General features: G+C 69.7%; 20 protein-coding genes and 1 tRNA gene. 10 read left to right on the top strand and 11 right to left on the bottom strand.

All coding sequences use genetic code 11. The annotated features are described in order from the left end of the window. Nucleotides 1-116 precede the first annotated feature (116 nt). From FVE89_RS12550 to FVE89_RS12540, 3 genes are read left to right on the top strand one after another with little or no spacing between them, the layout of a single operon-like run. Nucleotides 117-1,250, top strand: coding sequence for a CaiB/BaiF CoA-transferase family protein (locus FVE89_RS12550; RefSeq protein WP_160534274.1), 1,134 nt, complete (start codon nt 117-119; stop codon nt 1,248-1,250). Nucleotides 1,251-1,273: 23 nt separating this feature from the next. Beyond that, on the top strand, nt 1,274-2,023 hold the full coding sequence (locus FVE89_RS12545) for a glucose 1-dehydrogenase (RefSeq protein ID WP_160534273.1): 750 nt from the start codon (nt 1,274-1,276) through the stop codon (nt 2,021-2,023). A 12-nt stretch (nt 2,024-2,035) separates the two neighbouring features. Further along, nucleotides 2,036-3,184 (top strand): acyl-CoA dehydrogenase family protein, encoded by a 1,149-nt coding sequence (locus tag FVE89_RS12540; protein WP_160534272.1) that lies wholly within the window; start codon nt 2,036-2,038, stop codon nt 3,182-3,184. A gap of 179 nt (nt 3,185-3,363) precedes the next feature. On the opposite strand, the gene FVE89_RS12535 is transcribed toward FVE89_RS12540, so the two are convergent. Both FVE89_RS12535 and ade read right to left on the bottom strand, forming a co-directional pair. Continuing rightward, nucleotides 3,364-3,789, bottom strand: coding sequence for an organic hydroperoxide resistance protein (locus FVE89_RS12535; RefSeq protein ID WP_160534271.1), 426 nt, complete (start codon nt 3,787-3,789; stop codon nt 3,364-3,366). An 87-nt stretch (nt 3,790-3,876) separates the two neighbouring features. After that, complete coding sequence (gene ade / locus FVE89_RS12530; protein ID WP_160534270.1) at nt 3,877-5,598, bottom strand: adenine deaminase; 1,722 nt, start codon at nt 5,596-5,598, stop codon at nt 3,877-3,879. 128 nt (nt 5,599-5,726) lie between these two features. Here ade and ilvD point away from each other — a divergent pair, with 128 nt between their 5' ends. Continuing rightward, the gene (gene ilvD, locus FVE89_RS12525) at nt 5,727-7,556 is read left to right on the top strand and encodes a dihydroxy-acid dehydratase (RefSeq protein WP_160534269.1); all 1,830 of its coding nucleotides are present in this window, start codon (nt 5,727-5,729) and stop codon (nt 7,554-7,556) included. Here the strand turns inward: ilvD and FVE89_RS12520 are convergent, their stop codons facing one another. The 3 genes from FVE89_RS12520 to FVE89_RS12510 all read right to left on the bottom strand — a co-directional run bounded on the left by FVE89_RS12520 (nt 7,557) and on the right by FVE89_RS12510 (nt 10,306). Beyond that, a complete protein-coding gene (locus FVE89_RS12520) occupies nt 7,557-8,192 on the bottom strand; it encodes a GDSL-type esterase/lipase family protein (RefSeq protein ID WP_160534268.1) in 636 nt (211 codons plus the stop codon). 3 nt (nt 8,193-8,195) lie between these two features. Continuing rightward, a complete protein-coding gene (locus FVE89_RS12515; protein WP_160534267.1) occupies nt 8,196-9,227 on the bottom strand; it encodes an SGNH/GDSL hydrolase family protein in 1,032 nt (343 codons plus the stop codon). A 107-nt stretch (nt 9,228-9,334) separates the two neighbouring features. After that, nucleotides 9,335-10,306 carry a GDP-L-fucose synthase gene (locus tag FVE89_RS12510; RefSeq protein WP_160534266.1) on the bottom strand — a complete coding sequence of 324 codons (972 nt, stop codon included), beginning with the start codon at nt 10,304-10,306 and terminating at the stop codon, nt 9,335-9,337. A gap of 201 nt (nt 10,307-10,507) precedes the next feature. On the opposite strand from FVE89_RS12510, the gene FVE89_RS12505 reads away from it, so the two are divergent. Further along, the gene (locus FVE89_RS12505) at nt 10,508-12,031 is read left to right on the top strand and encodes a phytoene desaturase (protein WP_160534265.1); all 1,524 of its coding nucleotides are present in this window, start codon (nt 10,508-10,510) and stop codon (nt 12,029-12,031) included. Further along, nucleotides 12,012-13,082, top strand: a complete 1,071-nt coding sequence (locus FVE89_RS12500; RefSeq protein ID WP_160534264.1) for a phytoene/squalene synthase family protein — start codon at nt 12,012-12,014, stop codon at nt 13,080-13,082. Before FVE89_RS12505 ends, FVE89_RS12500 begins: the two co-directional genes overlap by 20 nt. 64 nt (nt 13,083-13,146) lie before the next feature. On the opposite strand, the gene hemC is transcribed toward FVE89_RS12500, so the two are convergent. Beyond that, a complete protein-coding gene (hemC, locus tag FVE89_RS12495; RefSeq protein WP_160534263.1) occupies nt 13,147-14,070 on the bottom strand; it encodes a hydroxymethylbilane synthase in 924 nt (307 codons plus the stop codon). Between the two features lie 184 nt (nt 14,071-14,254). Between hemC and FVE89_RS12490 the strand changes: the two genes are divergently transcribed. Further along, on the top strand, nt 14,255-15,172 hold the full coding sequence (locus FVE89_RS12490; protein WP_160534262.1) for a metallophosphoesterase: 918 nt from the start codon (nt 14,255-14,257) through the stop codon (nt 15,170-15,172). A gap of 47 nt (nt 15,173-15,219) precedes the next feature. Beyond that, entirely contained in the window at nt 15,220-15,681 is a 462-nt protein-coding gene (locus FVE89_RS12485; RefSeq protein ID WP_160534261.1) for an ABC transporter ATPase, read from the top strand. Nucleotides 15,682-15,715: 34 nt separating this feature from the next. On the opposite strand, the gene FVE89_RS12480 is transcribed toward FVE89_RS12485, so the two are convergent. Continuing rightward, nucleotides 15,716-17,248: an acyl-CoA carboxylase subunit beta gene (locus FVE89_RS12480; RefSeq protein ID WP_160534260.1), complete on the bottom strand. Its 1,533-nt coding sequence runs from the start codon at nt 17,246-17,248 to the stop codon at nt 15,716-15,718. A gap of 140 nt (nt 17,249-17,388) precedes the next feature. Continuing rightward, a tRNA-Val gene (locus tag FVE89_RS12475) sits at nt 17,389-17,463 on the bottom strand. Between the two features lie 289 nt (nt 17,464-17,752). Here FVE89_RS12475 and FVE89_RS12470 point away from each other — a divergent pair. After that, complete coding sequence (locus FVE89_RS12470) at nt 17,753-18,073, top strand: SelT/SelW/SelH family protein (protein ID WP_160534259.1); 321 nt, start codon at nt 17,753-17,755, stop codon at nt 18,071-18,073. Nucleotides 18,074-18,128: 55 nt separating this feature from the next. Then, nucleotides 18,129-20,345, top strand: coding sequence for an HWE histidine kinase domain-containing protein (locus FVE89_RS12465; RefSeq protein WP_160534258.1), 2,217 nt, complete (start codon nt 18,129-18,131; stop codon nt 20,343-20,345). Between the two features lie 19 nt (nt 20,346-20,364). Here the strand turns inward: FVE89_RS12465 and FVE89_RS12460 are convergent, their stop codons facing one another. From FVE89_RS12460 to FVE89_RS12450, 3 genes are read right to left on the bottom strand one after another with little or no spacing between them, the layout of a single operon-like run. Further along, entirely contained in the window at nt 20,365-21,513 is a 1,149-nt protein-coding gene (locus FVE89_RS12460) for an ABC transporter permease (protein ID WP_160534257.1), read from the bottom strand. A gap of 11 nt (nt 21,514-21,524) precedes the next feature. After that, on the bottom strand, nt 21,525-22,541 hold the full coding sequence (locus FVE89_RS12455; RefSeq protein WP_160534256.1) for an ABC transporter permease: 1,017 nt from the start codon (nt 22,539-22,541) through the stop codon (nt 21,525-21,527). Next, nucleotides 22,538-24,517 carry an ABC transporter substrate-binding protein gene (locus FVE89_RS12450; protein WP_202130741.1) on the bottom strand — a complete coding sequence of 660 codons (1,980 nt, stop codon included), beginning with the start codon at nt 24,515-24,517 and terminating at the stop codon, nt 22,538-22,540. Before FVE89_RS12450 ends, FVE89_RS12455 begins: the two co-directional genes overlap by 4 nt. Between the last annotated feature and the right edge of the window lie 58 nt (nt 24,518-24,575).

Raw genomic sequence — 24,575 nt, 5'->3', positions numbered from 1 at the left:
GGCTGACCCTCACGCGACCGCGACCCCGCGCCCTTGTAAAGCCACTCCGCTTGGCACAAGCCGCCAATTCCAGTGAGCCCCGCCAGGCCGGCAAGCCCTGAACTCGAAGGACGCGGATGAGCCAGAACCTGCCGCTGCGAGGGTTGACCGTTCTGGCCCTGGAGCAGGCGGTCGCGGCCCCGTACTGCACCTCGCGGCTCGCCGATGCCGGAGCGCGGGTCATCAAGATCGAGCGCCCGGAGGGCGACTTCGCCCGCGGCTACGACGCGGCGGTCCACGGTCTGTCGAGCTACTTCGTCTGGCTCAACCGCGGCAAGGAGAGCCTCGTCGCCGACATCAAGGATCCGGCGGATGCGCACCTCCTCCACGCGATCCTCGCGCGGACGGACGTGTTCGTGCAGAACCTCGCCCCCGGCGCCGCCGCCCGCGCGGGCTTCGGGTCCGCGGAGCTGCGCGCGCGCCATCCCCGCCTGATCACCGTCGACATTTCCGGCTATGGCGCCGGCCACGCCTACAGCGACATGAAGGCCTACGATCTGCTGGTCCAGGCTGAGAGCGGGCTCGCCGGCATCACCGGCCATCCTGCGGGGCCCGGCCGGGTCGGCGTCTCGGTCTGCGACGTCGCCTGCGGGATGGACGCCCATGCCGCCGTGCTGGAGGCGCTGATCGCCCGAGGCATCACGGGGCAGGGCTGCGCGCTGGAGGTAAGCCTGTTCAGCGGCGCGGCCGACTGGATGAACGTGCCGCTCCTCTACTTCGAAGGCACCGGCCGGGTGCCGCAGCGGGTCGGCCTCGCCCATCCGTCGATCTGCCCCTACGGCGCCTTCCCGACCGCCGATGACAGCCTCGTGCTGATCTCGATTCAGAACGAGCGCGAATGGGGCCGCTTCTGCGCGGTGGTGCTCGACGAACCCGGTCTCGCCACCGCCGAGGGCTACGCGCCGAACACCGCCCGCGTGGCCAACCGGGAGACGGTCGACCGGCGCATCGCCGACACCCTGGCGCGCCTCACCCGCGATGCGGCCGCGGCCCGGCTGAAGGAGGCCGGCACCGCCTACGGCTTCGTCAACACGCTCGCCGACCTCGCCACCCACCCCGCCCTGCTGCGCGCCCCGGTCGAGACGCCCGGCGGCACCGCCCAGATCGTGGCGCCCCCGGTGCTGATCGACGGGCAGGCGCGGGCACTCGGTCCGGTTCCGGAAATCGGCCAGCACAGCGCGCGCATCCGCGCGGAATTTGCGGCACGTTGACCAGCGCGACAGGGGAGGGAACGATGAGACTCGACGGCAAGATCGCGATCGTGACGGGCGCCGGCGGCGGCTTCGGAGCGGGCATCGCCCGCCGCTTCGCCGGGGAGGGCGCCCGCGTGGCCTGCCTCGACCTCGACCGGGCGGCGGCCGAGCGCGTGGCGACGGAGATCGGCGCAAACGCGCTCGCGATCGGCGCGGATGTCGGGAACGCCGCCGAGGTCGAGGCCGCCGTCACGGCGACCCGCGAGCGGTTCGGCGTTCCGCACATCCTGGTCAACAATGCCGGCACCACCCACCGCAACAAGCCGCTGATGGAGGTGACCGAGGAGGAGTTCGACCGCGTGTTCCGGGTGAACGTGAAGTCGATCTTCCACTTCGTCCGGGCGGTCGCCCCGCTGATGCGCGATCAGGGCGGCGGCGTGATCCTGAACGTCAGCTCGACGGCGGCTTTGCGGCCGCGCCCCGGGCTGACGTGGTACAACGCCTCGAAGGGCGCGGCGAGCCTCGCCTCCAAGTCGCTGGCGCTGGAACTGGCGCCCTGGAAGATCCGGGTGAACGCCCTCTGCCCGGTGATGGGCGCGACCGGGCTGCTGGAACAGTTCATGGGGGTGCCCGACACGCCCGAGAACCGCGAACGGTTCATCGCGACGATCCCGCTGGGCCGCATGTCGGAGGCGCGCGACATCGCGGCGGCGGCCCTGTTCCTCGCTTCGGACGAAGCGGAGTTCATCACCGGCGTCGATCTCCCGGTCGATGGCGGCCGGACCGCCTGAGGAGCGACAGCAATGGAAGCCTATACCGAGATCCGCGAAGCCGTGGCGAAGCTCTGTGCGGGCTTCCCAGGCCCCTACTGGCGGGCGCTGGACCGGGAGATGGCCTATCCGACAGAGTTCGTGAACGCGCTGACCGAGAGCGGCTACCTGTCGGTCCTCGTCCCGGAGGAATACGGCGGCTCCGGCCTCCCGCTCTCGGCCGCCGCCGCGATCCTCGAGGAGGTGCAGCGTTCGGGCTGCAACGGTGGAGCCTGCCATGCCCAGATGTACACGATGGGCACGCTGCTGCGGCACGGCTCGGAGGCTCAGAAGGCCGAGTACCTGCCGGGCATCGCCGAGGGACGCCTCCGGCTCCAGGCCTTCGGCGTAACCGAGCCGACCTCCGGCACCGATACCGGCAGTCTGAAGACCACGGCCCGGCGCGAGGGCGATCACTACGTGGTCAACGGCCAGAAGATCTGGACGAGCCGGGCCGAGCATTCCGACCTGATGCTGCTCCTCGCCCGCACGACGCCGCGCACCGAGGGCATGAAGCGTACGGACGGCCTGTCGGTCCTCCTCGTCGACATGCGGAAGGCGCGGGGCAACGGGCTCACCATCCGGCCGATCCGCACGATGATGAACCACGCCACGACGGAAGTCTTCTTCGACAACCTCCGCGTGCCGGCCGAGAACCTGATCGGCGAGGAAGGAAAAGGCTTCCGCTACATCCTGTCGGGCATGAATGCCGAGCGCATCCTGATCGCCGCCGAGTGCGTGGGCGACGCCAAGTGGTTCATCGACAAGGCGAAAGCCTATGCCGGGGAGCGCTCGGTCTTCGGCCGGCCGATCGGCGCCAACCAGGGCGTGCAGTTCCCGATCGCCCGGGCCTACGCCAACATGCGGGCGGCGGAACTGATGGTCCGCGAGGCGCTGACTCTCTACGAGGGGGGCGCCAATCCCGGGGCGGAGGCCAACATGGCCAAGATGCTCGCCGCCGACGCCTCCTTCGAGGCGGCCAATGTCTGCATCCAGACGCATGGCGGCTTCGGCTTTGCCGAGGAATACGATGTGGAGCGCAAGTTCCGCGAAACGCGCCTCTATCAGGTCGCGCCGATCTCCACGAACCTGATCCTGGCCTACCTGTCGGAGCACGTGCTCGGATTGCCGCGCTCGTACTGACGGACACCGGTCCGTCCGTGGGCTCCCTCCTCGCCGTCGCGGGGCGGAGAGGCCTGCCGTGCCCGGAGCGGGTTCATACCCGGCCGCGCCGGGCGGAGCCCGCAAGCTCAAGCTGGCGCGCGGACCCGTTTCGACTCGGATGCGGGCTTCGCCGAAGCGAAACCCGCCCGGCGAAGGCCTCAGGCGAGCTTGAGCCCGACGTTCACGTTGCCGCGGGTGGCGTTCGAGTACGGGCACACCTCGTGGGCGGCGTCCACGAGCTTCTGCGCGTCGGCGCGGTCGAGGCCCGGCAGATTGACCGTCAGGTCGGTGGTGATGCCGAAGCCGCCTTCGGAGCGCGGGCCGATTCCGACCTCGGCGGTCACGCTGGTGTCGGCCGGGATCTTCAACTGCAGCGTGGGCGCCACGACCCTCAAGGCGCCGATGAAGCAGGCCGAGTAGCCGGCGGCAAAGAGCTGCTCCGGGTTGGTACCCGGACCGCCCGCGCCACCGAGTTCCTTCGGCGTCGAGAGCTTGACGTCAAGGCTGCCGTCGGCACTGCGGGCCGTGCCGTCGCGACCTCCGGTGGCTGTAGCGGTGGTGCGGTACTTCACGTCGACGGGCATGAGAATCTCCGGTTGCAGAATGCGAGTCGGCATCTAGGGGCCGGCCGCCGCTACATAGCTGCGAATTAGATTGCGCGCAATCGAAACTCACGGGTCGATCAGGCAGAACCGATCGACGTCGACGAGGCCGCGATCGGTGATCTTGAGGTGCGGGATGACCGGCAGCGGCAGGAACGCCACCTGCAGGAAGGGCTCAGGCAGGACGACCCCGAGGCTTCGCGCGGCGGCCCGCAGGGCGATCAGATCCTGCCGGATCGCGTCGAACGGCATCAGGCTCATGAGGCCGGCGAGCGGCAGCGCGATCTCGGCGCGCACGCAACCGCCCTCCACCACCACGAAACCGCCCTCGATCGCGCCGAGCCGGTTCACGGCCAGCGCCATGTCGGCCTCGTCGACGCCGACCACGGTGATGTTGTGGCTGTCGTGCCCGACCGAGGATGCGATGGCGCCGCGCTGCAGCCCGAACCCCTTCACGAAGGCGACGCCGATCCCCCGCGCACCCGGGGCCGTGCGCCCGTGGCGTTCCACGACCGCGACCTTGATCACGTCCTGGCCGAGATCGACGTGCCGCTCACCCCTGGAATAGGGCAGGGACAGGTCGTGGCGCAGGGTGATGATCTGGCCCGGCACGACGCCGATCACCGGCGTCGAGGGTCCGGAGCCGGGCGCGGCGAAATCCGCCGCCGTCACCGCCCGCGCCCGCACGCTGCCGCGGCCGATCGGTGCGACGGGCGCGCGGCCGGCAAACAGCGCCTCCTCGACGGGCCGTCCGGCGGCGAAGACCCGGGACACCGCGCAGGTCGCGAGATCGTCGAGCACTACGAGGTCGGCCCGCTGACCCGGCGCCACGAGGCCCCGGTCGCGCAGGCCGAAGGCGCGGGCGGCCGACCAGGAGGCGGCCCGGTAGGCGGCGAGCGGCGGCGCGCCCAATGCGATGGCGGTGCGGATGACGAAATCGAGATGGCCCTCCTCGGCGATGTCGAGGGGATTCCGGTCATCGGTGCAGAAGGCCAGGAACGGTGCGGTCCGCTCGGTCAGGATCGGCGCCAGCGCATGCAGATCCTTGCAGACCGAGCCCTCGCGGATCAGTATGGTCATGCCCTTCGAAAGTTTTTCGAGCGCCTCCTCGGGCGTCGTCGCCTCGTGCTCCGTGCGGATGCCGGCCGCGATGTAGCCGTTGAGGCGCTCGCCGCGCAGGAGCGGGGCGTGGCCGTCGATATGCCGGCCCTGGAAAGCCGCGAGCTTCTCCAGCACACCCGGATCGCCGGCGAGCACCCCGGGGAAGTTCATGAACTCGGCGAGCCCGATCACCTTCGGATGGGTGGCGAAGGGCAGCAGGTCGGCCGCGTCGATCCGGGCGCCCGAGGTCTCCAGATGGTCGGTCGCCGGGACGCAGGAGGAGAGCTGCACCCGCAGATCCATCGCCAGCGTCTCCGCCGAGGCTAGAAACCACCGGAAGGCGTCGGTCCCGAGGACATTGGCCATCTCGTGCGGGTCGCAGATCCCGGTGGTGACGCCGTGGGGCAGGACGCAGCGCTCGAATTCCTGCGGCGGCATCAGCGACGATTCGACGTGGAAATGCGTGTCGATGAAGCCCGGCACCACGACCTTGCCGGCGATCTCGATCTCCTGCCGGCCGCGATACGTCCCGAAGGTGCCGACGATCCGGTCGCCGCAGATCGCGATGTCGGACGCCACGAGATCGCCGGTGACGAGATCGAGGAACCGCCCGCCCTTCAGGGCGAGATCGGCCTCGTCCCGGCCCTGACCTTGATCGATGGCCCGCCGCAGGAAATCCACCTGTCGCATCGCGCGCTCTCGCCTCCACCCCGCTATCCGCCGGGAGCATGCCACGGATGCATGGCCCTCGGCGACGCTTGCAGGCGCACCGGCGGGAGCGCAGAAGCCCTGCACCTTCGAAACGGTCGAACCTGCCGATGCCTGCCTATCGTTCCCGCACCACGACCCATGGCCGCAACATGGCCGGCGCCCGCGGCCTCTGGCGCGCCACCGGCATGAAGGATTCCGATTTCGGCAAGCCGATCATCGCGGTGGTGAACTCGTTCACCCAGTTCGTGCCGGGCCACGTTCACCTCAAGGACCTCGGCCAGCTCGTCGCGCGCGAGATCGAGGCGGCCGGCGGCGTCGCCAAGGAATTCAACACCATCGCGGTCGATGACGGCATCGCCATGGGCCATGACGGGATGCTGTACTCGCTTCCCTCCCGCGAACTGATCGCCGACTCGGTCGAGTACATGGTCAACGCACACTGCGCCGACGCGATGGTGTGCATCTCGAACTGCGACAAGATCACCCCCGGCATGCTGATGGCGACGCTCCGCCTCAACATCCCGACCGTGTTCGTCTCGGGCGGCCCGATGGAGGCCGGCAAGGTGCAGCTGCCCGGCATCGCCAAGAAGGTCGATCTCGTCGACGCGATGATCGCGGCGGCCGATGACCGGATCTCGGATTCCGATGTGGCGATCATCGAGCGCTCGGCCTGCCCGACCTGCGGCTCCTGCTCGGGCATGTTCACGGCGAACTCCATGAACTGCCTCACCGAGGCGCTGGGGCTCGCCCTGCCGGGCAACGGCTCGGTGCTCGCCACCCACGCCGACCGCAAGCGCCTGTTCGTCGAGGCCGGCCACCTGATCGTCGATCTCGCCCGCCGCCACTACGAGCAGGACGATGCGAGCGTCCTGCCGCGCTCCGTCGCGAGCCTCAAGGCCTTCGAGAACGCCATGACGCTCGACATCGCCATGGGCGGCTCGACCAACACGGTGCTGCACCTGCTGGCCGCCGCCCACGAGGGCGAGGTGCCCTTCACGATGGCGGATATCGACCGCCTGTCGCGGCGGGTGCCGGTGCTGTGCAAGGTCGCGCCGGCGGTGGCGAACGTCCACATGGAGGACGTGCACCGGGCCGGCGGCATCATGGGCATCCTGGGCGAACTCGATCGCGCCGGCCTGATCGACACCAGCGTCGGCAATGTCTCGGCCGGGACGCTTGGCGCCGCGCTCGCCCGGTGGGACGTGCGCGGCGAGCCGGCCGCCTCGGTCCAGACCTTCTACCGGGCGGCGCCCGGCGGCGTGCCGACCCAGGTGGCGTTCAGCCAGGAATCGCGCTTCGACGAACTCGACCTCGACCGGGAGGGCGGCGTGATCCGCGACGCCGCGCATGCCTACTCGCAGGATGGCGGCCTCGCGGTGCTCTATGGCAACCTCGCCGAGCAGGGCTGCATCGTGAAGACAGCCGGCGTCGATGCCTCGATCCTGACCTTCACCGGGACGGCCCGGGTTTTCGAGAGCCAGGACGCCGCGGTGGACGGCATCCTCAACGGCAAGGTCACGGCCGGCGAGGTGGTGCTGATCCGCTACGAGGGTCCGCGCGGCGGCCCCGGCATGCAGGAGATGCTGTATCCGACGAGCTACCTGAAATCGAAGGGGCTCGGCAAAGCCTGCGCCCTGGTGACGGATGGGCGGTTTTCCGGCGGCTCCTCCGGCCTCTCGATCGGCCACGTCTCCCCGGAGGCGGCCGAGGGCGGGCTGATCGGCCTCGTGCGCGACGGCGACATCATCGCGATCGACATCCCGAACCGCAGCATCCGCCTCGACGTGGATGCGGGCGAGCTGGACCGGCGACGCGTCGAGCAGGAGGCGGCCGGCTGGCAGCCCGCCAAGCCCCGCAAGCGCAAGGTCAGCGCTGCCCTGCGCGCCTACGCGATGCTGACGACCAGCGCCGCGCATGGGGCCGTGCGCCGGGTCTGATCAGCGGCTGCCGCGCACCAGCGCGGCGATGCGCTCACGCAGGGATCTGCGCGCCGGCGCGGCGTCAGTGGCCGTGCCGGGCGGGATGCGGCCGAGGGCGGAGAGCATCAGCGGTTCGATCGCCCTGTAGCCGGCCGGGCTGAGGTGCAGCCCGTCCGTGCCGTAGGACCGGCGCAAACCGCCTGACCCGTCGTCCAGCACCGAGTGGTAGTCGATGTAGGTCGCGCCGTGCTCATGGGCGTGGTCGCGCAGCCACGCATTGACGGAGCCGATCATCGCCGGGGCGTCCGGTACCGCCGGATTCCACGGGATCCGGGCGGCCGGCATGATCGAGCCGACCCAGGCCTTCACGCCCATCGCCCGCGCCTCGTCGAGCATGCCGGCGATGGTTTGAGCGATTGCGTCGGCGGGGACGAAGAACCCCTCGTTGCGGCCGATATCGTTCACCCCACACAGCAGGTGGACGCCCTTTGCCCCGGTCTCCTCCAGATCGCGGCGGAACCGCATGGTGATCCAGCGCGCGGTCTGGCCCGATCCGCCGCGGGGGATGAGACCATGTTCCGCGAAGGTCGCGGCGCGGTCATTGCCCCACTGCTCGGTGATCGAGTCCCCGATGAAGACGATCGGCGTCACCATGGATCAGGCCGGAGCTCCGGTTCGAGCGCCGAGCAACGCGGAGACCTCCGCCTGAAGCCTTTCCGCCATCACCTGCCGGCCCTCGGAGGTCACGTGCACGATATCGGTGAACAGGAAGCGGCGATCATCCGCGAACAGGCGGCTCAGATCCCGCACCGCGAAAGGCGTATCGGGACCCAGGTCGAGGCGGTTGAGAACGCCCTCGAAGCGATCGTACTGCCGGTCGAGATAGGCCAGGAAGGACCCTGAGGCGGCATTCGCCTCCTCGGCCACCCGCTCGGTTTTGCGCACCACGGTGGGCTGGAGATAAAATCGAATCGGCGCGCCGATGCCGGGGGCGAGTCGGGCGAGGCGCTTCAGCGACAGCTCGAAGTGGCGGACCACCTCCCATTCCCAGATATCGGACTGCCAGTTCGTCAGCGCGCGCAGGTTCTCCAGGCGATTGAAAATCATCGCCTGCAGGCTCTCGTAGGAGAGCGCCTCCGTCTCGGCCTCAGAGCGCCTGGTGTCGAAGAAGTAATCGTGCAGGCATTCGCTGGCGAAGTGATTGAACGGGTAACCCGCCCGCGGATCGAAGCTCCACGGTTGGAAGATGTCAGTCCCGCCGCCAACGATCAGGATCACGTCCGGCTGAAGATCCATCAGCCGTGTCGTGATCAGAGCGATCATCTGGTTCAGGTTGGCGGAAATCGCGCCGAAATTGTAGACCCGCGCCCCTTCGCCGTGGGTCCGCTTCAGCCCGGTCTCGAGCCGGCCGGGCACCGTGTCGGCGAAGACCTGGCCCTCAAGCAGCGTGCTGTCGCCGACGAGGAAGACGCGCAGCGTCTCGGAGGCGGGCCGTGCCTCCGCGTGCATTGTGTTGAAGTAGCCGAGCCCGTCGTAGCGCCACCCCCTGTCCGGCTGGAACGCCAGCGGCTTTCCGGCGAACTGGACGTAGGGCGCCGGGAAACGCGAGTTGGCGTCGAAGTTCTGGAAGAGCCGCACGAAGGTCTGGCGTCTGATGAGCGCGTCGGCGTCAGACGTCCGCTGGGTCATGATCCCTCTCTCCACCCGCCCGATCGCGTTGCCAGCCGGCGCGACTCCAGGCCTTCGTCGTGACGCGCTCTTGCGCCGGGCCGGTGTCCGCCGCGCCGGAGAACGCTCTAGCCGCGGAAGTCGGCCTGATGCTGGAGGAACCAGCCGTAGGTCCGGCGCAGGCCGTCCTCCAGGCCGATCTCCGGCCGCCAGCCCATGGCGGCCAGCCGCGACACATCCATCAGCTTGCGCGGCGTGCCGTCGGGCTTCGACGCGTCGAATTCCAGGCGGCCTTCGTAACCGATCACCCGCGCCAGCGCCTCGGCCAGCTCTCGGATCGTGCAGTCCTGTCCCGTGCCGACATTGATGTGCGACAGGTCCGGCCGGGTGTTGGCCGCGTAGACCGCCTCGTCGAGGCCCATCACGAAGACGCTTGCCCGCGCCATGTCGTCGACGTGCAGGAACTCGCGCATCGCCCGGCCCGTGCCCCAGACCGCCACGCTCGGGCGCTCCGCCACCTTCGCCTCGTGCAGCCGGCGCATCAGGGCCGGCAGGACGTGGGAATTCTCCGGGTGGAAGTTGTCGTTGGGCCCGTACAGGTTGGTCGGCATCACGCTGCGGTAGTGCCGTCCGTACTGCCGGTTGTAGCTCTCGCACATCTTGATGCCGGCGATCTTGGCGATGGCGTAGGGCTCGTTGGTCGGCTCAAGCACGCCGGTGAGCAGCGCATCCTCGCGCATCGGTTGTTCCGCGTGCTTGGGGTAGATGCAGGACGAGCCCAGGAACAGCAGCCGGTCGACGCCGCCGAGGTGGGCCGCGTGGATGACGTTGGCCTGGATGACGAGGTTGTCGTGGATGAACTCGGCCGGGTAGGTGTTGTTGGCGTGGATGCCGCCGACCTTGGCGGCGGCGAGGTAGACCTGATCGATGCGGTTCTCGGCGAAGAAGCGGCGCACCGCGGCCTGATCGGTCAGGTCGAGGCTCTGCCGGTCGGCGGTGAGGATGCGTCCGTGGCCCAGCGCCTCCAGGCACCGCACGATCGCCGAGCCCACCATGCCGCGATGGCCCGCCACGAAGATGGTCTGACCGCGATCTTCCATCAGATCATCCCTCACGTCCCGTTTCCTGTCTGCCCATCAGTCTGCAAGGGCCTATAGCGCCGTTCGACCGGGGAATCGCGGCACGACCGCGGATTTTTTGCGGCGCGCCGCGTCGGACGCTGTTGCCGCGGCCCCGGCATGGCGTCGCTCGTTCACGGTTGGCCCTTGCGCCCAGCGGAAACACCGCCATAGTGTCAACTCATGCTGACAGTTGTGGCCGGTCACACTATAGAACAAATCCGCGACCGGCGACCGCACGCTGTGGTCATCGGCTCGGGCTTCGGTGGACTGGCCGCGGCGGTGCGCCTCGGCGCCCGGGGATACCGCGTCACGGTGCTGGAGCGGCTCGAACAGGCGGGCGGCCGCGCGCGGGTTCACCGGCAGGACGGTTTCACCTTCGATGCCGGGCCGACCATCGTCACGGCGCCCCAGCTGTTCGAGGAACTCTGGACGCTGGCCGGACGGCGCCTGTCCGACGACGTGACCCTGGTTCCGATGGATCCCTTCTACCGCATCCGGTTCGCGGACGGATCGTCCTTCGCCTACAGCGGGGATCCGGAGCGGATGCGGGCCGAGGTCGCCCGCTTCGCACCGGACGACGTGGCCGGTTACGAGCGCTTCATGGCGCACAGCCGGGCCGTCTGCGCGATCGGATTCGAGCAACTCGGCCATGTCCCGTTCGGGCGGATCGGCGCGATGCTGAAGATCGCGCCGGATCTGATCCGCCTGTCCGGCCACCGTTCGGTTCACGGGGTGGTGGCGCGCTTCATCCGCGACGAGCGGCTGCGCACGGTCTTCAGCTTCCACCCGCTGCTCATCGGCGGAAATCCCTTCCGCGCCAGCGCGATCTACTGTCTGATCGCGGATCTGGAGCGCCGCTGGGGTGTCCATTTCGCCATGGGCGGCACCGGCCAATTGGTCGACGGGCTCGTTCGCCTGATCCGCAGCCAGCGCGGGCGGGTACGGCTCGGCGCCGATGTGGCACGTATCCGCGTCCAGCGCGGCGCGGCGACGGGGGTCGAACTTCAGGGCGGCGAGACGATCCCGGCCGATGTCGTGGTCTCGAACGCCGATTCGGCGGTGACGCATGCGCGGCTGCTGCCGCGGGCGCAGAGCTGGAGTCCGGCCCGACTCCGCCGTGCCCGCTCCTCCATGGGCCTGTTCGTCTGGTATTTCGGCACGCAACGTCGCTATCCGCAGGTGGATCACCACACGATCCTGCTCGGACCGCGCTACCGGGGGCTTCTGGCCGACATCTTCGACCGCAAGGTGCTGGCCGACGATGCGAGCCTCTATCTGCATCGTCCCACGGCGACCGATCCGAGCCTCGCACCGCCGGGATGCGATGCCTTCTATGTCCTGGCGCCGGTGCCGAATCTCGCGGGCGGCCAGGATTGGAGGGCGCTTGCCGAGCCGTATCGGCGACGGATCGCACGGATCCTGGAGGCGAGCCTGCTCCCGGGGCTGACCGAGGCGATCGTGACCTCCAAGGTGACGACGCCGCAGGACTTCCAGGATGATTTCCTGAGCTATCGCGGTTCCGGCTTCGGTCTGGAACCCGTGCTGACGCAATCCGCCTGGTTCCGCCCGCACAATTGCGACGGCCAGGTGCGCAACCTTTACCTGGTCGGCGCGGGCACGCATCCCGGCGCCGGCCTGCCCGGCGTGCTCTCGTCCGCCCGCGTCCTCGACAGCGTGGTTCCCGATGCCCGCGTTACCGCCTGAATTCGCCGCCGCCGCCGACCGGACCGCCTGCCGGGTCGCGATCCGGCGGGGTTCGAAGAGCTTCTTCGCGGCCGGGCAGCTCCTGCCGGCTGAAATCCGCGAGGCGGCCTACGGCCTCTACGCGTTCTGCCGCTACTCGGACGATCTGGTGGACGAGGCCACCAGTCCGGCCGCCCGCCACGCCGCGGTGGCGCGCCTCGATCAGCGGATGACCTGGGCCTATGCCGGCGAGCCCGCCGATACCCCCGCCGATCGGGCCTTCTCGGAGATCGTGAAGGGGAGCGCGATCCCGGAAGCGCTGCCGCGGGCCCTCATCGAGGGCTTGGCCTGGGACGCCGAGGGGCGGCGCTATGCCGATCTCGATGCGCTTCACGCCTACGCGGCGCGGGTCGCCGGCTCGGTCGGCGCCATGATGGCGTTGATCATGGGGGTCCGCGCGCCCGAAGCCCTGGCCCGGGCCTGCGATCTCGGGGCTGCGATGCAGCTCACAAACATCGCCCGCGATGTCGGCGAGGACGCCCGCATGGGCCGGCTCTATCTGCCGCTCGACTGGATGCGGGCGGGTGGCCTCGACCCCGACGCGTTCCTGGCCGATCCTCGGCCGAGCCCGGCGCTCACCGTCATCGTCGCCCGGCTGCTCGCCGAGGCGGACCGGCTCTATCGCCGCGCCGAGGCCGGAATCGCCCAGCTTCCGCCGCGCTGCCGGCCCGCTATCCGCGCCGCCGGCCTGATCTACCGCGAGATCGGGGGCAGGATCGCGGAGGCCGGCCACGACACGGTCACCCGCCGTGCCCGTGTCGGTGGTGCCCGCAAGCTCGCGCTGCTCGCCCGAGCGGTGCCGGCACGGGCGCAAACCGCCGATCTGGCCGCCCCTGCGCTGCCGCAGGCACTGTTCCTGATCGAGGCGGTCGGGCGGCACCCGCTCGCGCCGCTGCGCCAGCGGCCGGCCCTGCGACCCTGGTGGGATGTCGTCGGACGCGTGGTCCACGTGCTCGATCTGATCGAGCGCATGCAAGAGCGGGAAGCCTTCAGCCGGTCCGCGCCGTCCTGAGCGGCGCGGGCGTGGGTGATTTCCTGTTCGCCGCCCTGGCGAAGGCGGCGCGCAGGGCTGACACTCATTTCAGATCCCGCACATAGGTATCCCCGGACGCGGCCTTGAGGGCCGCTCCGGCCTCGCGGCCGATCCGCTCGGCCTCAGCGGCCGGTCCCTGGCGGGACACCGACCAGTGCCGGCTCCCGTCCGGCAGGAACAGCAGACCGTCGAGCGTCAGGGTCTCGCCCGCGATGCGCGCCAGGGCGGCGATCGGCGTCCGGCAGGACCCGTCGAGTTCCGCCAGCAGCGCCCGCTCGGCCGCGACTTCCGTGGTGGTCCGGGCGCAGGCGATGGGCGCCAGCAGATCGCGAACCGCGTGATCCGCCGCCCGGCACTCGATGCCGAGGGCGCCCTGCGCCACGGCGGGCAGCATCTCCTCGACGGAGAGGACGCTGCGGGCCATGTGGGCGAGCCCGAGGCGCTCGAGCCCGGCCAAGGCGAGCAGCGTCGCATCGCATTCGCCCGCTTCGAGCTTGCGCATCCGCGTGTTGGCATTGCCGCGCAGCGGGACGACCTTGAGATCCGGCCGGCGCATCAGGACCTGGGCGCCCCGGCGCAGCGACGAGGTGCCGACCCGCGCGCCGGGCGGCAGGCCGGCCAGTCCGTCGGCGTGCGGCGACAGGAAGGCATCCCGCGGATCGTCGCGCTCCAGAATGCAGGCGATGATCAGCCCTTCGGGAAGCCAGGTCTCCACATCCTTCATGGAATGGACCGCGACGTCGACCGCGTCGGCGAAGAGGGCCTGTTCGAGTTCCTTGGTGAACAGCCCCTTGCCGCCGATCTCGGAGAGCGGCCGATCCAGGATCTTGTCGGCCACGGTGGTGACGACGACGAGCTCGGTCTCCAGCCCCGGATTGGCCGCGACGATCCGGTCGCGCACCATCCCGGTCTGCGCGAGCGCCATCGGGGAGCCGCGGGTGCCGATGCGCAGGGGACGGTCCATCATCTGTCTTCGGATCTTCCTGGCTGGGTCGGGCCGCGCCTTATAGACCGGCCGCCACGGGACGGTCAGGGGTATTCAGCTTTCCTGAACCGCCCCGGTGACAAAATCGCCTTCGGCGGCGCCCCGCTTTCGCCGGACTGGGCACGTAGCGGGTCGCCGGCGCCACGAAACGATGGGACCTGACGCGATGTTGATCCTGCCGACCCGACGGCAGTTCCTGGCCGGTCTCGGCGCTGGGGTCGGTCTGACGGCGGCGACCGGCGTCTACGCGCTCGATATCGAGCCGCTGCGCCGCCTCGTCGTGACGTCCTACGCGCCGGCCCTGCCGCACTGGGATCCCGCGCTGCGCCTGCGCGTCGCGGTGCTCGCGGATTTCCACATCTGCGAGCCCTATATGCCGTTCGACCGGGTGGCCGAGATCGTGGACGCCACGAACGCGCTCAAGCCCGATCTGGTCCTGCTGCTCGGCGACTACCCGGCGGGATACATCGCGTGGCGGAAGCTGCCGCTCAGCCAGTTCGCCCGGATGATGGAAGGCCTGAAGGCGCCGCTGGGCACGCACGCGATCCTGGGCAATCACGACTGGTGGGACGACGAGGCCGTCCAGACGGCCCGCAGCGGGACACCCGCGGTCAAGCGCTTCCTGGAGGCGCGGGGCATCCCCGTGATGGAGAATGAGGCCGTCCGCCTCGTCAAGGATGGCCGCCCGTTCTGGCTCGCGGGCCTCGCCGACCAGCAGCCGTTCATGGGCAGCTGGAAGTCGCTCAGCCACGCGGACGTGCCGCGCACGCTCGAAGCGATCACCGACACGGCGCCGGCCATCCTGATGGCGCACGAACCCGACATCTTCCTCAACCTGTCGGATCGATTCTCTCTGACGCTCGCCGGACATACCCATGGCGGGCAGGTCCGGGTGTTCGGCCGTTCGCCCGTGCTTCGGAAGATCCAGGGCCACGACTATTCCTACGGGCATATCGTGCAGGACGGGCGCCACATGATCGTGTCGGGCGGCTTCGGCATGAGCCGGATCCCGATGCGATTCGGCGTGCCGCCGGAGATCGTGCTGCTCGAACTCGGACAGAACGAGCCTTCGCCCGCGGCCTGATCGCTGCGGCGCTCGCCGCCCGACCCGTACCGCGCTATCTGCGTGCCATGCGCGCGCTGCTGCCCCTCCTCGCTCTTTCCTGCCTCGCGGCGACCCCTGGATCCGCCAGGGCTCAGTCCTGCGAGACGCTGGTCGAGCGCGTCACCGCCGAAACCTCCGCCCGGGCGACCGAGCGGCGCAGCGATTACGCCAGCTTCTCGGCGAGCCCCGACATGACCTTGACCCTGGCCTGCGGTGCGCCGGACCTGTCCTCGGTCGGCGCCCAGTTCCGTGGGGCGAATCCGCCGGATGCCTATTACGACCTGTTCGGCCATGCCGGGCACGCGGTGACCGGCATCGATGCCGCGGTGATCACCGACGCCGCCCACAAGGCCCAGGCGGCAGCGGTCCGGCTGCGCCACAGCAATGTCGATCTCGGCGGCGCCCGGGTCACGTGCTCGGCGATGGTCTCGCCCGACAAGGGGCCGCTGACCCTCTGCGCCGTGATCGAGCACAGCGACCGGAGCTGAGCCCGGCGGCGCGCCGCCGGGCGACCGTCCTGCCTCAGAGCGGGATGTTGTCGTGCTTCTTCCAGGGCTGCTCCATCTTCTTGGTGCGCAGCATGTCCAGCGCCCGGGCGATCCGGCGCCGGGTGGAATGCGGCATGATCACCTCGTCGATGTAGCCGCGCTCGGCCGCCACGAAGGGCGACAGGAAGCGATCCTCGTACTCGCCGGTGCGGGCCGCGATCTTCTCGGGATCGCCCATCTCGCTGCGGAAGATGATCTCCACCGCACCCTTGGCGCCCATCACGGCGATCTGCGCTGTCGGCCACGCATAGTTGACGTCGGCGCCGACATGCTTCGATGCCATCACGTCGTAGGCTCCGCCGAAGGCCTTGCGCGTGATGATGGTGACGAGCGGCACGGTGGCCTGGCTGTAGGCGAAGAGCAGCTTGGCGCCGTGCTTGATCAGGCCGCCATATTCCTGCGCCGTGCCCGGCAGGAAGCCCGGCACGTCCACGAAGGTCACGATCGGGATGCCGAAGGCGTCGCAGTAGCGCACGAACCGCGCCGCCTTCCGCGACGCGTCCGAATCGAGCACGCCCGCCAGGACCAGCGGCTGGTTGGCCACGAAGCCGACCGTGCGCCCCTCGATCCGGCCGAAGCCCGTGATGATGTTGCGCGCGTAGGCCGCCTGGATCTCGAAGAAGTCGCCCTCGTCCACCACCCGGCGGATCAGCTCGCCCATGTCGTAGGGCTTGTTCGGGTTGTCGGGGATCAGCGTGTCGAGGGAGGAATCGAGCCGGTTGACATCGTCGAAGCTCTCCAGCTCCGGCACGCCGTCGATGTTGTTGGCGGGCAGGAAGTCGAGCAGCCGGCGGATCTGGAGGATCGCCTCCACGTCGTTCTCGAATGAGCCATCCGCGATCGACGACTTGGTGGTGTGGACCTTGGCGCCGCCCAGTTCCTCGGCGGTGACGACCTCGTTGGTCACGGTCTTCACCACGTCCGGACCGGTGACGAACATGTAGCTGGTGTCACGGACCATGAAGATGAAATCGGTCATGGCCGGCGAGTAGACGTCGCCGCCCGCGCAGGGGCCCATGATCACCGAGATCTGCGGGATGACGCCCGAGGCCATGACGTTGCGGCGGAACACCTCGCCGTAGCCGCCGAGCGCCGCCACGCCCTCCTGGATGCGGGCGCCGCCGGCATCGAAGATGCCGATGATCGGGGCGCGCATCTTCAGCGCCATGTCCTGCACCTTCACGATCTTCTGCGCGTGGGCTTCCGAGAGCGACCCGCCGAACACGGTGAAGTCCTTGGAGAACAGGAAGACGGTGCGGCCGTTGATCGTGCCCCAGCCGGTGACGACGCCGTCGCCCGGGATCTTCTGGGTCTCCATGCCGAAATCCGTGGAGCGATGCTGCACGAACATGTCGAACTCCTCGAACGACCCGTGGTCGAGCAGGAGTTCGATGCGCTCGCGCGCCGTGAGCTTGCCGCGGTTGTGCTGCGCCTCGACGCGCTTCTCACCGCCGCCGAGGCGCGCCTTGGCCCGGCGCTCTTCGAGCTTGTCGAGGATGTCCTTCATCGCTGATTCCGCCCTTCCCCAGCCGGTGACCTGGAATCCGGATCGAGCCGGGTCCAAGCTTGTGCATTCGCCGATGGTGCGCCCTTAGCACGCGCCTTCCGGGCGGCAAACCGACATGTTTGTCAGAGCTTTGGGGGTGATGGTGGACGGTGCAGGGATCGAACCTGCGACCTTTCCCGTGTGAAGGGAACGCACTACCGCTGTGCTAACCGTCCGAGCCGGCGTCACGTCCGACGTGTCGCCCACGCATGTCCAGCGCGGCGAACCGGTGGCGGGCCTTCTAGGGCGCGGCGGGCCGGAACGTCAAGCGCGGTTCGCGATGTTCCTGCGCTCGCCTGACGGGTGCGGTCGGCGCGCATCCTCCGACGAGCGGGCGGTGACCGGCCCAGGATGGCCTTCGGCTGATGCCTCTGACGCCCGTTGTCTCAGGTTCTTCCCCGGCCCACGGTTGACAAGTCCGCCGCCCCGGTGCGCTGTGCCCCCATGCACGAGGGGCCAGCGGGCATGACGCCCGGCAGCGACGTGACGACGGAAGGCGCGGGTCGGGCGCAACGGCCGCGCGTGGCGATCACCTACTGCACGCAATGCAACTGGCTGCTGCGCTCCGCCTGGATGGCGCAGGAGCTGCTCTCGACCTTCCGCGACGATCTCGGCGAGGTGGCCCTGATCCCGGCATCCGGCGGCGCGTTCCGCATCGAGATCGGGCCGACACTGGTGTGGGAGCGGGTGCGCGACGGCGGCTTTCCCGACGTGAAGGCGCTCAAGCAGCGGGTGCGGGACCACCTCGACCCGGAGCGCGATCTCGGCCATATCGACCGGTCATGAGGCCAGGGAACGGCGAGGAGCCCGCGGGGTACCGCGGGCCGGGGACGGGCCCCGCTTGAGTCCGGACCAGCAGGCTGAGGGCGGCGGCGTCCCGGCGGTGATCCCCGCGCGCCGGTCATGGCTGTCGCGGCGGCTTCACCGCTTCGCCGGCAACGGCTTCTCGACGCAGGTCTATCTGATTGCGCTCGTGGTGGCGCTGATCGGCCCCGGGCTCCTGTTCACCAGCATCCTGTTGATGCGCTACGCCTCGGCCGAACGGGCGCGGTTCGAGCAGGATGCGCGCGAGAACGTACGCGGGATCGGCCTGTCGCTGGACCGCGATACCGCGGGTCTCGTCTCGGTGCTTCAGACACTGGCCACGTCCCCGCGGATCCGACAGGGCGATTTTGACGCGTTCGACGCGCAGGCGCGGTTGGTGCGCGAATCGATCGACCTCGACGTGCTGCTCCGGCGGACGAACGGCCAGGAGGTCGTCAACACCGGCGTGCCGCGCGGCGCCCCGCTGCCCGTGATGGCGCTGCCCTTCGACCAGGATCTGGCGAAGGGAACGCAACGCGCCATGGTCAGCGGCTTCGTGCCGGGACTCTCCGCGAGTGAGGCGACCTACGCGGTCGGCGTGCCCGTGATGATGGACGGCGAGGTCGGCTACATCCTGAGCTTCACCGTGCCGCTCACCCGCCTTCAGGGCATCCTGTCCCGCGAGGTCGTGCCGGGTTGGACGACGGGCATCAGCGACCGCAACGGCATCGTGATGGCGCGCCTGCCCGATCCCGACTCGGTGGTGGGCCGGCCGCGGCTCGCGAGCCTGCGGCAGATCCAGTCCGCGACGCCCGGCGTCTGGGAGGGGCAGGACCGGCAGCACAAGCCGGTGGTGGTCATCGAGGCGCGGTCCCGTCTCACCGGCTGGATGGTCGCGACCAGCATCCCCCAGGCCCTGGTCGATGCGCGCGTCCGCCGCTGGATCTGGGCCTTCGCGGGTTTCGGCCTGCTGGTGCTCGCCACCTCGTCCCTGCTCGCCGTTAATCTGTGGTCGCGGGTCTCCCGTCCGCTGCGTCTGCTGGCCGCGTCGGGGCCCGCCCTGGCGCGGGGCGAGGCGATCCCGCGGATCGAATCGCCGGTTCACGAGATCCAGCGCCTCGCCCTCGTCCTGTCGGAGGCCTCGCTCCGGCTGCGCACCCGCGAGGAGGAGCGCGACCGGGCGCTGGCCGACACGCGGCGCGGCCTGACGGCGCTCAGCGAGAGCGAGGCCCGCTTCCGCCACATGGCCGATTCGGCGCCGGCCCTGATCTGGATGACGGACGAGACCGGCGATGTCAGCTTCGCGAACCTGCATTTCGAGCACATGTTCGGGATGCCGGCGGCGAAGCTCGCCGAGGAGGGCTGGACCCGGATCGTTCATCCGGATGATCTCGATGCGTTCCGAGCCGGCTTCTCGGAAGCCTTCGGCGGGCGGGTGCCGTTCCGCATCGAGGTGCGGGTGATCGACAGGGATCGGATCGTACGGTGGCTGCGCTGCGAGGGTGTGCCGCGCCTCGACGACGATCACAATTTCCTCGGCTATACCGGCTGCAACATCGACATCACCGACGCGAAGAACGCGGAGGAGCACCTGCTGCTCCTGATCCACGAGCTCAACCACCGGGTGAAGAACACCCTGGCCACGGTGCAGTCGATCGCGGCGCAATCCCTGCGCGGCCTCGAAGGCGCGGAGGCCGATGCCGCCCGGGCGGCCTTCGAGGCCCGCCTGCTGGCGCTGGCCCGGGTCCATGACGTGCTCACCCGGGAGAGCTGGGAGGGCGCCGAACTCTCGGCGGTGGTGGCGGATGCGATCCGGCCGCTCGAATCCGGCGATGGCCGTGCCTCGCGGTTCCGGGTCACCGGGCCGCCCCTGCGGCTGGCCCCGCGGCTCGCCCTGTCCATCGCGATGGCGCTACACGAACTCGGCACCAACGCGGTGAAGTACGGCGCCCTCTCGAAGGAGGGCGGCGTGGTGGACATCGCGTGGACGGTGCGGCGCGAGGACGAGACGCGGCTCTCCCTGCGCTGGTCGGAGCGCGGTGGCCCCCCCGTGAAGAAGCCGACCCGCACCGGTTTCGGCTCGCGGCTGATCGAGCGCAGCCTCGCCCGGGAACTGGCCGGCGAGGTCGCGCTGAGCTACGAGCCGGCCGGCGTGGTCTGCACCATCGAGGCACCGGTGCCGCCGCCGGGGCTGCTGGAACGCAAGGGCGCCGCCGCACCGACGCGGATCGCGCCGCTGCCGCTGGCGGGGTGAGAAGGCCGCCGCCTGTTCGTCAATGATACGGATCGGCCGCGTCCCGCAGGCCATCGCCCAGGAAATTGAAGGCCAGCACCGTCACCAGCACCGGCAGCACCGGCGCCAGCAACCACGGATAGAGCTGCACCGCCGCGAGATTCTGCGCCTCGTTGAGCAGCACGCCCCAGCTCGTCACGGGCGGCCTCAGGCCCAGCCCAAGAAAGGAGAGGGCGGTCTCGCCGAGGATCATGGTGGGGATCGACAGGGTCGCCGAGGCGATCAGGTGGCTCATGAAGTTCGGGATCAGGTGCCGGCCGATCACCCGGGCCGGGGAGGCGCCCATCAGTTCGGCCGCCTGGACGAAATCCTCCTCGCGCAAAGCCAGGAGTTTTCCGCGGACCGCCCGGGCGAGGCCCGGCCAGTCCAGGAGCCCCAGGATCACCGTGATGCCGAAGAAGATCAGCAGCGGGCTCCAGTTCGGCGGCAGGGCGGCCGAGAGGGCGAGCCAGAGCGGCAATTCGGGCAGGGAGCGCACGACCTCGATCAGCCGCTGCACCCCGGCATCGACGATCCCGCCGAAATAACCCGCGATGCCGCCGAAGAAGAGGCCGAGCGCGAAGGAGATCGCCACGCCCACGAGGCCGATGGTGAGCGAAATCCGCGCGCCGTAGATCAGGCGCGAGAACAGGTCGCGGCCGAGCTTGTCGGTGCCGAGCAGGAACAGCGTGCCGTTCTCCGGCGGGCAGACGACGTGAAGATCGCTCGGGATCAGTCCGAGCCAAGCGTAGCCGTCGCCCCGGCACAGGAAGCGCAGGGGCTGCGGGGCGGCCGTGTCGGCCCTGTAGTCCCGGCGGAACGTGTCGAGGTCGAGATGCGCCCGGTAGGGGTAGACGAACGGCCCGACGAAGCGGCCCTCGTGGAACAGGTGGACGCCCTGGGGCGGCGCGTAGAGAAAGTCGCCGTTGCGCCGCGCCTGCCCGTATGGGGCGAGCTGTTCCACGAACGGCACGATCGCGTAGAGCGCGAGCAGGATCACGGCTGAGGCCACGGCAAGGCGGTGGCGCAGGAATTTCCGAAGGATCAGCCGCCACGCCGAAGCACTCTCCGCGCGGCCTTCGGCGCCGGCCTCCGGCTCGAAGGGCGCCGGGTCGATGAAGTGGCTTTCGGCCGAGAGCGCGTCCGTCATCGCAGCCCCATTCATCGCAGCCCCATGCGGATGCGCGGGTCGAGCCAGACCAGGGTCAGGTCGGAGATCAGCATCCCGACGAGCGTCAAGGCCGCGACGAACATCAGGATGAAGCCGGCCATGAACTGGTCCTGGCTGCGCAGGGCCTCCAGAAGCAGCGGCCCCACCGTGGGCAGGCTCAGCACCAGCGAGACCAGCACCGAGCCCGAGACGAGGTGCGGCAGCAGGTTGCCGATATCGGCCACGAACGGATTCAGCGACATCCGGAACGGGTATTTCAGCAGCGCCTTGAGGGGCGGCAAGCCCTTGGCGCGGGCGGTCACCGTGTAGGGCTTGGCGAGTTCATCCAGCAGATTGGCGCGCATCCGCCGGATCATCGCCGCCGTCCCGCCGAGCCCGATCACAAGGGTCGGCACGATGAGGTGGCCCAGCAGCGAGCGGATCTTTTCCCAGGTCCAGGGCTGATTGGTCAGCGCCGAATCGTAGAGGCCGCCGATCGACAGCCCGAACCAGCGGTTGGCGTAGAACAGAAGGATCAGCGCCAGCAGGAAGCCCGGCACGGCGAGGCCGACATAGCCCAGCAGGGTCACCACCGCGTCGCCGAACGTGTTGCGGTGCGTCGCCGAGTAGATCGCCGCCGGGATCGCCACGAGATGGACGAACACCACCGCGGTCAGATTGATCAGCAGGGTCAGCCACAGGGCGTCGCCGACGACGTCCGCGACCGGCTTGTCGTATTCGAACGACCAGCCCCAATCGCCCTGGAGCAGCCCCGAGAAGCCCGCCGCACCGGGCATGAGCCCGATCCACATCAGGTATTGCTGCCAGACCGGCCGATCGAGCCCGTATTGCCGGATGAGCAATTCGGCCTTCGCCACGGAACTGGCGTCGCCGGTGGCGCGCAGCTCCATGATCTGGTTGGTCAGGTAGTCGCCGGGCGGCAGCTTGATGATCACGAAGACGAGCGCCGAGATCACCAGAAGCGTCGCCGCCATGGTGAGGATGCGGCGGAGGATGACGGCGATCACCGGGCCTCCGCGCGCCGGTCGGCGTCCTTGTCCCAGAACAGCTCGTCGATGCGCTGCACGCCGATCATGGCGGTGGGATCCCAGGAATAGAGGGCGCGTTTCGGCAGGTTGATCAGGCGATCGGCGCCGACCACCGGCTGCAGCGCCCCCGCCACCGTGCCGATCACCCAGGTGTTGCGCGCGTGGTTCATCAGCATCTCGCGCCAGATCGTGGCCTGTCTGACCACGTCGTCGGTGTCGCGCCACTGGCGGTCGAGGTCGAGGAGCCGCTGCACCTCCGGAACGTCGCAGGGCTCCCCGCTCTTGCCGCGGCTTTCGACGTTCTGGCTCCAGAGCGGCCAGGAATAATGCTCCGGCTGCGCAGGGCTCAGCTCGGTCGGCGGCATGATGGCGGTCGGCACCGCGAGGTCGAGCCCCTGGGCCGCCACCATCACGGTCACGCCGGCGATCGAGCGCCGGTGCAGGTTGGTGCGCTCCTGCGGCTTGGTGATCAGGCGGATGCCGATCTCGCGCCAGAACTCCGTGATGAGCAGCAGCGCGTCCAGCACCATCTCGGCCTCGCCGTCGCTCTCGACCACGACCTCCAGGGGGCGACCGCCGGGCAGGAGCCGCGTGCCGGAGCCGTCGCGGCCGGTCAGGCCCATGGCGTCGAGCAGCTTCGTGGCCCCGGCCGGGTCGTAGCCGGCGTTGAGGGTCCGCATCTCCGGCTCGAAGAGCTTGCTGTCCGACACGATCGTGTCGTTGCCCTCGGTGCCGAGCCCGAACAGCAGCGTGTTGTTGAGCGTCCGGCGATCGATGGCGAGCGAGAGGGCGTGGCGGTAGCGCACGTCGCGGTTGAGCTGGCGCCAGACCGGATCGACCGTGGTGAGATTCGGGTAGAGGGCGAATTCCGAGCCGCGCGCCACCGGCCAGAGATTGGTGCGGTAGCGATGCGTCGCCTCGCCCTCCTTGAGGCTCGGGATGTCGGGCATCGAGAGGCCGCGGAACATCAGGTCGGCCTCGCCGGCATTGGTCTTGGCGACCAGCAGGCCCTGCGAGGCCACGTCCATCACGATCGCATCGATGTAGGGGAGCTGCGTGCCGGCCGTGTCGACCCGGTGGTAGGAGCGGTTGCGCTCGAATCGGAAGCGGGTTGCGGGCGAGCGGGTCCGCGGCACCCAGCCCTGCAGGGTCGGGCAGTCCGGATTGTTGAGCTCGTAATTGTCGTCCATGCGGTTGTGGAGCGCCGCCCAGCTGCGGAGCTTGAGCGCCTTGGCCTTCGCATCGGCCGCCTCCTTGCCGATGTAGCGGGCGTGGACCGGCTTCAGGTAATGCGCCGGCCGGTAGATCAGCGGGTCCCGCGGCGCGGCGAGAGCCGGCAGGAACAGCGGGTTCGGCCGGTCCCAGCTGTAGCGGATCGTGACCGGGTCCAGCACCTCGACCTGGGGCAGCTTGCCCTCGACGCGGAAGAAGGCCGGCGGCCCGTCCGGGCTCAGCGCCTTCTCGTTCGCGACATCCTCCCAGTAGTAGCGGAAATCCTCGGTGGTGAACGGATGCCCGTCCGACCAGCGATGACCCTTGCGGAGGGTGAAGGTGAAGCGCCCGCCCGCGACATCGACGCGCTCCAGCAGATCGGGCTGCAGGTTCAGATCGGCATCGTAGCCGACGAGCCGCGTGTAGCCGTAGACCGAGAGGTAGCGGACGTCCCGCGCCTTGGCGATCAGGGTCCGGATCGTACCGCCGGCCGTGCCGAGCCGGCGGCCCTGGGCGGCGAGATCGACAACGAGGGGGGAGGCCGGTGGGGCGGAGGCCTCGGCCGGCGGGGTGTCTGCGCGGGCTGCGATCGGCGCGCGCGAGCAGGCCAGGCTGGCGCCGAGGCCGGCGAGGAGGGCGCGGCGGGAGACGCTGCACTCCCTCCCCCCTTTGCGGGGGAGGGTGGCCCCCGAGGGGGGTCGGGAGAGGGGAGCGACGGTGCAGGATTGTGCTGTGCCCGTCATGAAAGTCGCGCTCTTGCTTGAACCGTCGCTCCCCCCTTGCGGGACTTCGTCCCGACCC

The organism is Methylobacterium sp. 2A (assembly GCF_009806555.1).
Taxonomy (GTDB): Bacteria; Pseudomonadota; Alphaproteobacteria; order Rhizobiales; family Beijerinckiaceae; genus Methylobacterium.
This window is presented reverse-complemented; position numbering and strand designations above follow the sequence as displayed.